We start from the raw sequence: 10,279 nt of genomic DNA, 5'->3' as shown, positions 1-10,279 counted from the left end.
CCCCACCACACTCGCGTGCAGCAACAGGAAGGCCGTAAGCGCCCCGATGTCCACCACGGACACCAGATGGTCCATCCCGTCGTCCCGCCGAGCCGCCCACACCGCCGCCACCAGCGTCACCACGGCCGCACACAGCAGCGCTACCCGAGGCGTCCCGGAGTCCGTCCGGGAAAGCACCTTCGGCAGCCGCCGGTCCCGCGCCATCGCGAAGAGCAATCGTCCCGCCGCGGCCTGCCCCGCAAGCGCCGCGAACGCCGCGCCGATCGCCTTGCTGACGGCCACCAGATCATGCAGCCACGCCCCGGCCGCCGAGTCCACGGAATCGTAGAAAGCCGTCCCCTGCTTGCCCGGTTCCGCGGCCAGCTCGGCGGAGGACAGCGGCTCCAGGAGGGCCACCAGATACGTCTGGGCGACGAACAGCACACCCGCGAGCGCCAGACAGAACAGCACCGCCCGCGCGACCTTCGCCGACCCTCCCGTCACCTCCTCCGCGAAGGAGGCGATCGCGTCGAAGCCCAGATAGGACAGGACGGCGATCGACACCGCCCCCACCACCGCCGAGAGAGCGAACGCGCCCTGCGAACCGTCGCCCGTCAGCGGCGAGAGCCACTCCCGCCGCGCCCCGTCCTGCACCAGTACGACCACCGCCGCGACGATGAAGACGATCAGGACCACGACCTCCATGGCGAGCACCGCGAAACCGACCCGCGCCGCCGCCCGCACCCCCCACAGGTTCAGCGCGGTCGTGATGAGCACCGCGATCGCCGTCCACACCCACCGGGACACCGAGGGGACGAGCGCGTTCATGGCGATACCGGAGAAGAGGTAGGCGACCGCCGGGATGAGCAGGTAATCGAGCATTGCCATCCACCCGGCGATGAACCCGGGGCCCTTTCCGAGCCCCGCGCGCGCGTAGGCGAAGACGGACCCCGCCTGGGGCACCACCCGCACCATCTGCGCGTAGCTGAAAGCGGTGAACGCCATCGCGACCGTGGCGATCAGATAGACGAGGGCGACGGCGCCGTGCGACTTCGCGTCGAGCGTGCCGAAGACGCCGACCGGCGCCATGGGGGCGATGAAGAGCAGACCGTAGACGACGAGGTCCCGGAAGCCGAGACTGCGCCGCAGCCCTGTGCCATCGGCGGTCTCGGCACGCTCGGCCCCCTCGGAGGGGGCTCCCGTACTGGCGGACTGTCCGGACATCGTGCCTCCGTGCCTCCGTAGATCAACGCAGGGCCTCCAGTCTCCCCAACCCGCCGATCTTTGACGCGCTGGACGCGGCCTTACGGGACGTGCCGGACGCGGCCATGCGGGAGGCCCAGGACGCGGCCTTACGATGGGAGGCATGACTGCAACGCCTGGCTCCCGCCGTGTCCTGCTCGCCGCTCCCCGTGGCTACTGCGCGGGCGTGGACCGTGCCGTGATCGCCGTCGAGAAGGCCCTGGAGCAGTACGGGGCCCCCATCTACGTACGCCACGAGATCGTCCACAACAAATACGTGGTGCAGACGCTGGAGAAGAAGGGGGCCATCTTCGTCGACGAGACGGCGGAGGTTCCCGAGGGCTCCATCGTGATGTTCTCGGCGCACGGCGTGGCCCCGACCGTCCACGCGGAGGCCGCCGAGCGCAAGCTCGCGACGATCGACGCGACGTGCCCGCTGGTCACCAAGGTCCACAAGGAAGCGGTGCGGTTCGCCAAGGAGGACTACGACATCCTCCTGATCGGCCACGAGGGCCACGAGGAGGTCATCGGTACGTCCGGCGAGGCGCCCGAGCACATCACGCTGGTCGACGGCCCCGAGGACGTGGCGAACGTCGAGGTCCGCGACCCCGACAAGGTCGTATGGCTCTCCCAGACCACGCTCTCCGTGGACGAGACGATGGAGACGGTCGACGCCCTGAAGGGCAAGTTCCCGAACCTGCTCTCGCCGCCGAGCGACGACATCTGCTACGCCACGCAGAACCGCCAGATCGCGGTGAAGAAGCTCGCCGAGGACGCCGATCTCGTCATCGTCGTCGGCTCCAAGAACTCCTCGAACTCGATTCGTATGGTCGAGGTCGCCCTCGACGCCGGCGCCCCCGCCTCGCACCTGGTGGACAACGCCGACGAAATCGACGAGGCCTGGCTCGAGGGTGTCACCACGGTCGGCCTGACCTCGGGCGCCTCCGTGCCGGACGTCCTGGTCGACGGTGTCATCGAATGGCTCGCCGAGCGGGGCTACGGCGACGTGGAGACGGTGAAGACCGCCGAGGAGTCGATCACCTTCTCGCTGCCCAAGGAGCTGCGCAGGGACCTGCGCGCGGAGGCGGCGGAGCTGTCGCAGCGGTGACCCGGCCGGCGGAGCTGTCACAGCGCTGACCCTCCCCGTAACGTGGGGGCCATGCAGATCTTCGGAGTGGACATCGGCGGATCCGGGATCAAGGGCGCTCCCGTTGACCTGGACCGTGGGGACCTGGCGAAAGAGCGGCACAAGGTCCTGACCCCGCATCCGGCGACGCCGGAAGCGGTGGTCGAGGGCGTGCGGGAGGTCGTGGAGCACTTCGGCTGGACGGGGCCCGTCGGCGCCACGTTCCCCGGAGTGATCACCGACGGCACCGCCCGCTCGGCCGCCAACGTCGACAAGAGCTGGATCGGTACGGACATCCGGGCCCTGGTCTCCGACCGTCTCGGCGGCGCCCCCGTGACCGTCCTGAACGACGCGGACGCGGCGGGCGTCGCGGAGATGCACTTCGGCGCGGGCAAGGGGCGTACGGGCACGGTCCTGATGCTCACCCTCGGCACGGGCATCGGCAGCGCCCTGTTCACCGGCGGCCGCCTGGTGCCCAACACCGAGCTGGGCCACCTGGAGCTGAACGGCCACGACGCGGAGAAGAAGGCCTCCTCCAAGGCGCGCGAGGACGAGGACCTGACCTGGGAGCACTGGGCGCGGCGCGTGGAGAAGTACCTCGCGCACGTGGAGATGCTCTTCTCGCCGGAGCTGTTCATCATCGGCGGCGGGGTGAGCCGCAAGGCGCACAAGTTCCTGCCGCTGATCGAGGGCATCTCGGCGGAGATCGTCCCGGCGCAGCTGCAGAACAACGCGGGCATCGTGGGCGCGGCGATGGCGGCGGACGGCAAGGCGTAGCCCTCGTCGGTGCCGGGCCGGCTGGATCAGGCGGCGGGGACGCGTTTCCCGCCGCCCGGCTGACGGGGCTGGGCGGGGCGCGGCTGCCTGCGCCGCTGGGTCATGAGCCGGGCCTTGCGGACGGTCACGATCACTCCGGCGACGAGTGTGCCTCCGTAGAGCCATCCCGCGTGCAGCGCCAGCGAGGTGACGAGCCCCATGACCTGGCCGCCGAACCCGCCGGTGCCACCGGAGATCGGCAGGATCCCGGCGGCGAAGGAGATCGGCACGGCCACCGGGGCGGTGACCAGGTCGGCCGGGCGCACCCACAGCGCGGTGAGCGCGGCGACGGGCACGAAGAGTACGCCGTACGCGACGAGGGAACTGCCGAAGAGCAGCCGCAGCAGACAGGCGAACAGGAACATCACGGCCGCGCAGAACAGGCCGCTGCCGAGCCCCGTCAGGCGCGGGTTCGGCATCTGCCGCAGCCTGCGGTAGAGCGGGGAGCGGCGCAGCGCCCGCACGAACGGCGGGACGGGCCGGCGCGGACGGGCCGCGGCCCGGTACACGGTGCCGGACCCGGCCGCCCTGCCCTGCGGGGGCAGCGGCGCGGTCCGGCGGGGCCGGGCTCCCGCGGCGGCCTTCGGCTCGGACTGAGAGGGACGCGTCCTGTGTTGCTCCACTGGACCAACCTAGGTCGGCCCCGGCGCGGAATCAGTCGCGGGACACGCCCTTTGGGTGACCTTGGCCATGCGTTCGACAGGGAGACGGCCGGGCGGACAGCCGTCCGGAGGGGCAGCCGGCGGCACGCCGTAGACTGGTGGATCGGCCCACGTACGAAGCGCACGCACGAAGCGCGGGTACGAGGGGACCACCCCACCCAGCCCTGACGTACGGGAAGTCGCAACGTGTCGCTCACGATCGGAATCGTCGGTCTGCCCAATGTCGGCAAGTCGACCCTGTTCAACGCCCTGACCAAGAACGACGTGCTGGCGGCCAACTACCCGTTCGCCACGATCGAGCCGAACGTGGGCGTGGTCGGCGTCCCCGACCCCCGCCTGACGAAGCTGGCCGAGATCTTCTCGTCGCAGAAGGTGCTCCCCGCCACGGTCGACTTCGTCGACATCGCGGGCATCGTGCGCGGCGCGAGCGAGGGCGAGGGCCTCGGCAACAAGTTCCTCGCGAACATCCGCGAGTCGGACGCGATCTGCCAGGTCATCCGCGCCTTCAAGGACGAGAACGTCGTCCACGTCGACGGCAAGGTCTCGCCCAAGGACGACATCGAGACGATCAACACCGAGCTGATCCTCGCCGACCTCCAGACCATCGAGAAGGTCCTGCCGCGCCTCCAGAAGGAGTCGCGCATCAAGAAGGACATCGCGCCGAAGGTGAAGGCGGTGGAGGAGGCCAAGGAGATCCTGGAGCGCGGTGACACGCTCTTCTCCCAGGGCGTCGTCCAGGGCTCCGAGCGCTCGGAGCTCCTCCACGACCTGCACCTGCTCACCACCAAGCCCTTCCTCTACGTCTTCAACGTGGACGAGGACGAGCTGACGGACGACGACTTCAAGGCCGAGCAGCGCGCGCTGGTCGCCCCTGCCGAGGCGATCTTCCTCAACGCCAAGCTGGAGGCGGACCTCGCCGAGCTGGACGACGAGGAGGCCCTCGAACTCCTCCAGTCCGTGGGCCAGGAAGAACCCGGCCTCGCCACCCTGGCCCACGCCGGCTTCCGCACCCTGGGCCTCCAGACCTACCTCACGGCAGGCCCCAAGGAATCCCGAGCCTGGACCATCAAGAAGGGCGCGACGGCCCCTGAGGCGGCGGGCGTCATCCACACGGACTTCCAGAAGGGCTTCATCAAGGCCGAGGTGATCTCCTTCGCCGACCTGGTCGAAACGGGTTCGGTAGCCGACGCCCGCGCGGCGGGCAAGGCGCGCATGGAGGGCAAGGAGTATGTGATGCAGGACGGGGATGTGGTGGAGTTCCGCTTCAACGTGTAGCGGACGACTTGACACCACCTCGCTGATCTGGCGAACGTGCAGGTCAGAAGGGGCTCGACTCTTTGGGGTCGGGCCCTTTGTTCTTCCCGTGCTGGGATTGTGCCGGGATGTGGAGGGGGACGGTGCTGGGACAGAACCCGGCGTAGAGCCCGACTCTCCTGCCGCCGCGCATTCCCGCGTTGTCGAGGTCGGATCATGATGTGTACCCGCAGAGGATCCCAGGCCCCAAGCGCTACGCGTGCTGCTGATGCGACCACCGGTACGACAGTCGATACCGCCAGGTACCCTCGAACACGTCGTCTATGCGGCCCGACGGGCTTCCGCTCCACCTCGTGGAGTCTCGAAGGACATGCCCCCACCCGCACGATCTAATTCGTGCTGCCCGGGGGAAGTCCTTGTTGTTCCGCGCTTCCGCGAAAACGATCGCCGTCATGGCGCTCGACAGTTCGCTCTATCTCCACCTCACCGAACAATTCACCCGCAGGCACGGCTACCAGCCCTCTTCCTCGGAGGCGCGGTCCTGGGAGCGGAGCATCCCCGAGCTGGTCGCAGCGCTCAATGACGCGGGACTCGGTGACGTGGAGGTCATGCTCGAGTACGCGCTCCCGATGAACAGCAAGCGGGCTGACGCGGTTCTCGCCGGGATCCACCCGCGCACGGGCGACCCCTCCTATCTCGTGGTGGAGCTCAAGCAGTGGAGCGATGTGTTCCCGGACGAGGACGACCCGGCCCTCTGCCACGTCGCTTCCTATACTCAGCCGGTCCTCAACCCCATCGAGCAGGTGCGCCGCTACTGCGAGTACCTCGTGAACTTCAACGGCGCTGTCGCCGGCCACCCGGAGAGGGCCGGGGGAGTGGCCTTCCTGCATAACGCGACCGAGTTCGATGTGGCCGCACTGCGCGAGATCGAGTCCGACCAGTGGGGCCAGTTGTTCGCGGGCGACACCCGTGGGGGGTTCATCGACTATCTCCGTGCCCGGTTCAGCCCTGAGCATCCGGGCGCAGCAGCCGCTGACGCGCTGCTCGCGGGCAAGACGGTCCCCTCGAAGCAGCTGATGGCGGTCGCGGCTCAGGAAGTCCGCGAGAGGGAGCAGTTCGTGCTCCTCGACGAACAGCAGGTCGCCTACCGCAAGGTCCTCAACGCGGTACGCAAGGCTCAGCACTCCGACCACAAGGAAGTCCTGGTCATCACCGGTGGTCCTGGCACCGGCAAGAGCGTCATCGCGCTCTCCCTGCTCGGCGAGTTGTACCGGCGAGGCACCCCGGCCCTGCACGCGACCGGGTCCCAGTCCTTCACCAAGACGATGCGCAAGGTCGCGGGTGCCAGGAAACGCGAAGTGCAGGATCTCTTCAAGTACTTCAACAGCTTCATGACGACGGAGAAGAACAGCCTCGACGTCCTGGTCTGCGATGAGGCCCACCGCATTCGTGAGACATCCGCCAACCGGTACACGCCGGCCGCACGCCGGAACGGCAAGCGGCAGATCGACGAACTGATAGACGTGGCCCAAGTGCCGGTCTTCCTGCTCGACGAGCACCAGGTCGTACGCCCGGGCGAGATGGGAACGGTGGAAGACATTCGAGCCGCGGCGGCACGCAGGGGGCTGAACTGCTCCGTCGTAAGGCTGGAAAGTCAATTCCGGTGCGGAGGCAGCGATGCTTACCTGCGCTGGGTGGTACGGCTTCTGGGGCTGGAGCCCGGCGGCCCGGTGGTGTGGGACCCGGATGACCGCATGCAACTCCTGTTGGCCGACAGCCCGGAAGAGATGGAATGCTTCCTGGACGGCCGCCGCGGAGAGCGCTATAGCGCTCGCATGTCAGCCGGTTACTGCTGGCAGTGGTCCCCGGAACCCAAGCCGGGACAGCCCCTTCCGGCAGACGTGAGGATCGGCGCCTGGGCGCGCCCCTGGAACCTGCGCGGCGACCGCTCCGTCTCCGGCGCACCGCCATCCGCCCTGTGGGCGACGGACCCGGCGGGCTTCGGTCAGATCGGTTGCGTCTACACCGCCCAGGGCTTCGAGTACGACTGGTCCGGCGTCATCATCGGCCCCGACCTGGTGTGGCGCGGGGACCGGTGGGTGACGGACCGTACGGCCTCCAAGGATCCGGTGTTCAAACGCTCTACCCCGGACACCGATGTGGATCGTCTGATCCGCAACACGTACAAGGTGTTGCTGACCCGCGGGATGGTCGGCACGGTCGTCTACTCCACGGATCGAGAGACGCAGGAGAAACTGCGTGAACTGTTGGGTGCCGGGCGGAGTGTGGCTGTCGCGGCGTGAGCGACCGGCCTGAACGCGCAGCTTTTTCGCCAACTTGCCGCTGACATGCCGTGAGCCGGTGGGGGAGTGCGCGTGATCTGTCGTGCTCCCTAAGATCACTCATAGCAATTGCGGCCCGACGGGCTTCCTCCACGAGGACACGCCCCCACCCGCACGAGTCACTCGTGCCCTGGGGGAACCACCTCGTGTCCATGCTCCTGCTGAGGCTGTCTGCGCAGGACCTGCTTACTCTGAACTCGCGGCGGCGGATGGTGCCGCATCTCGCTGCGCGATACCGGTACTTCCGAGGACACGATGTGTCCGATACGGAACGGGAGGCATGGGCCGAGAGCTTGGTCAAATTGGCGGAAGACCTGGTTGAGGCGGAGCGGGGCAACGTCGAGATGGTCGTCGAGTGCGCGGCGACGGTCGACGAACCGAAGAAGGGGGAGCCGTCCCTCATCGATGTCGTGCTCGTGGGCCGGCACCCGGAGACGCGTCTGCCGTCGTTCCAACTCGTTGAGCTGAAGCGGTGGTCAATGGTGACGCAGGTTGAAGCCGCCATCGCAGAGCTCGTGAGTGTGCCGGGGTTCAAGAGGCACAAAAAGCATCCTGCGTTGCAACTCAGGAACTCCTACCAATTGTTCACTGGAGACCAGGGGCCTCTGCGTGGCATCACGGTCGAATGCGGTGGATTCGCGTATCTGCACAATGCCACCGATGACTCGGTTCGACCGCTGCTCAATACCTTGGCGCCGACCGGAGCGTATGAGCGTGTGTACACCCGCGACAGCCGCGATCTGCTCCTTGTGGACTTGCGACGGCATTTCGCGGAGGATGGCGCAGCTTCCGAGGCCGAGCAACTCCTACGGTTCATGAACCTGCGCAACACGCCGCTTCTCGACGCGATGATCAGATCTCGTGGGGAGGACACGGTGTTCACGTTGCGCGGACAGCAGAAGAAAGTGGCGGCGGGTGTTCTGGAACGGGCCGCTCTGGTTTTCGGCGATCCGCGTCAGCCCGCACCGCCACCGAACGACGAACGAGCAGTGTTCATCGTGACGGGCGGTGCAGGTACCGGAAAGAGCGCCGTGGGTCTACAGCTCAGGGCCGATTTCGAGGCAGCCGGGAAAACGGTGAAGTACGCCAGCGGCAGCCGCGCCTTCAACGGGGCGCTCCAAGAGCAGGTGGGCTACACCGACAAGGAGTTCAAGAAGAGATTCGCCTACTTCAGCCACTTCGTGACACCCCCGGACCCTCCTTTGGACGTCCTCATCTGCGACGAGGCGCATCGCTTGAGAGAGCGAACCATCGACATGTACCGCCGGGAGGAGAAGTCGGGCAAGCAGCCTCAGGTGGACGATCTGCTCGATGCCTCCCGCCTCACGGTGTTCTTTCTCGATGAGAGTCAGTCCGTGCGACCCAAGGAAGTCGGAACGGTGAGCCTGATCGAGGAAGCCGCAAGAGCACGGGGGATCACTCCACTCCACTATGGACTCAGGGAGGAATGGCGCTGCGGGGGCAGCGACGCCTACATCCGCTGGGTACGGGCTGTCCTCGACATCGAGACAGGAACCACCGAGTGGACCCCCGACGGTCTGATGCATGTCGAGGTGGCCGAGAGCCCAGAGGAACTCGAGTACATCATCAGGACGGAGGCACAGGCGGGAGCGACGGCTCGCATGGTGGCCGGCTTCTGTTGGCCGTGGACCGAGCCGGTGGGAAAGGGGAAGGCCGGGCGGCTCGAGGCAGACGTTCGGATCGGTGACTGGCACCGACCCTGGAACGCCAAAGGCGACTCCTTCCGCGAGAACGGAGCGGTGCCCCCGTCCACGAAATGGGCGGTGCACCCGTTCGGCATCAACCAGATCGGCTGCGTGTACACGGCCCAGGGCCTTGAGTGGGACTGGTGCGGGGTGATCCTCGGCGAGGACATGGTGAGACGCGGCGACCGCTGGGTCTACCGCAAGGGGCAGCCATGTGAGGACCCGGAAAGAAAGGTCAAACGTGTCAAAGTGCCCGGTTCCTTCGACATGAAGCTCCGCGAAGGGACGGGAAGTGAGGAAGAAAAGGAGGAGGAGTTCGCGCGATGTGTTCGGCACGCGTACCACGTGCTCATGACCAGGGCGAGCCGGGCGACGGTGCTGTACTCCACGGATGAGGAGACACAGACGTACCTCAAGAGCTGCGTAGGTGACGTGCAGATACACGGCCTGCGGCCCACGTGGGAAAACCTCCCTGCCGAGGCGCGTATACCGCATCTCCCCAGCCCGAAGAGGAAGGGAAACGACACCCCTCCAGGGCAGGAACTGCTCTTCTGAAGGAATTTCGTCGTGTGGCGGAAGCGAGATGGGCCGAAGAGTGGCGGGCTCACCGGGCCCGCCACATGCCTGCCTCAGATGAGGTGGCGCGCTGCCACCGCCAGTGCCTCCCACACGAGGTTGGAGAGCATGCTCGCGGCGGCGCCGGCCAGGATCTCGCGGATCCAGGGACGACGCGCAGGCTTGTACTCGACCGGTTCCATAAAGGCCCACTCCATGGTGTGAGTTCGGAACGGTAGGACCGCCCTACCGGGCATCCGTCCCATTCGTCACTCACAGCCACTGGACTGAACCGTGGACTCCGCCTTGTACCCTCCGGGAAGGTGCGCAGCAGTAAAAGCCTATCTCACGAGACGCGACCCTGATCGGGACAACAACCCCCCTGGCTAGCGGAGTTGGAGCTGAACCTGGCTCGGGCGGTTGTAGCCCCCAGTAGTGGGCATCGCACACCGGCCTCGACGGCCGACGCCTGCCCGTCCACTGTGGGAGCAAGCCGACGGTGATGGCAGGAGACCGACAAGGAGATCGTCATCCGTGTGGCTCGCTACCACTGCTGAGCGTGGACCGGTAGGGGTAACGCAGGGGCCGGGGTGGCCC

General features: G+C 67.3%; 8 protein-coding genes. 5 read left to right on the top strand and 3 right to left on the bottom strand.

The window, feature by feature from the left end; genetic code table 11:
- A partial coding sequence (locus tag GKQ77_RS19430) for an APC family permease (RefSeq protein ID WP_219690191.1) occupies positions 1-1,203 on the bottom strand: 1,203 nt, incomplete at its 3' end.
- 133 nt (positions 1,204-1,336) lie between these two features.
- Between GKQ77_RS19430 and GKQ77_RS19425 the strand changes: the two genes are divergently transcribed.
- On the top strand, positions 1,337-2,329 hold the full coding sequence (locus GKQ77_RS19425; RefSeq protein ID WP_219690190.1) for a 4-hydroxy-3-methylbut-2-enyl diphosphate reductase: 993 nt from the start codon (positions 1,337-1,339) through the stop codon (positions 2,327-2,329).
- Positions 2,330-2,380: 51 nt separating this feature from the next.
- Complete coding sequence (gene ppgK, locus GKQ77_RS19420; RefSeq protein ID WP_219690189.1) at positions 2,381-3,124, top strand: polyphosphate--glucose phosphotransferase; 744 nt, start codon at positions 2,381-2,383, stop codon at positions 3,122-3,124.
- Between the two features lie 26 nt (positions 3,125-3,150).
- Here the strand turns inward: ppgK and GKQ77_RS19415 are convergent, their stop codons facing one another.
- Positions 3,151-3,786, bottom strand: a complete 636-nt coding sequence (locus tag GKQ77_RS19415; protein WP_219690188.1) for a DUF6542 domain-containing protein — start codon at positions 3,784-3,786, stop codon at positions 3,151-3,153.
- 225 nt (positions 3,787-4,011) lie between these two features.
- On the opposite strand from GKQ77_RS19415, the gene ychF reads away from it, so the two are divergent.
- From ychF to GKQ77_RS19400, 3 genes are all read left to right on the top strand, one after another.
- Complete coding sequence (gene ychF / locus GKQ77_RS19410; RefSeq protein WP_219690187.1) at positions 4,012-5,100, top strand: redox-regulated ATPase YchF; 1,089 nt, start codon at positions 4,012-4,014, stop codon at positions 5,098-5,100.
- 395 nt (positions 5,101-5,495) lie between these two features.
- Positions 5,496-7,382, top strand: a complete 1,887-nt coding sequence (locus GKQ77_RS19405) for a DUF2075 domain-containing protein (RefSeq protein ID WP_219690186.1) — start codon at positions 5,496-5,498, stop codon at positions 7,380-7,382.
- Between the two features lie 191 nt (positions 7,383-7,573).
- Positions 7,574-9,682, top strand: coding sequence for a DUF2075 domain-containing protein (locus GKQ77_RS19400; RefSeq protein WP_258021577.1), 2,109 nt, complete (start codon positions 7,574-7,576; stop codon positions 9,680-9,682).
- Positions 9,683-9,756: 74 nt separating this feature from the next.
- Here the strand turns inward: GKQ77_RS19400 and GKQ77_RS19395 are convergent, their stop codons facing one another.
- Positions 9,757-9,900, bottom strand: coding sequence for a DUF6408 family protein (locus tag GKQ77_RS19395; protein ID WP_258021576.1), 144 nt, complete (start codon positions 9,898-9,900; stop codon positions 9,757-9,759).
- Positions 9,901-10,279: the final 379 nt, after the last annotated feature.

This window comes from Streptomyces anatolicus (assembly GCF_019400875.1).
Taxonomy (GTDB): Bacteria; Actinomycetota; Actinomycetes; order Streptomycetales; family Streptomycetaceae; genus Streptomyces; species Streptomyces anatolicus.
Note: the sequence above shows the minus strand (reverse complement) of the source record. Positions and strands in the feature narration are given on the sequence as shown.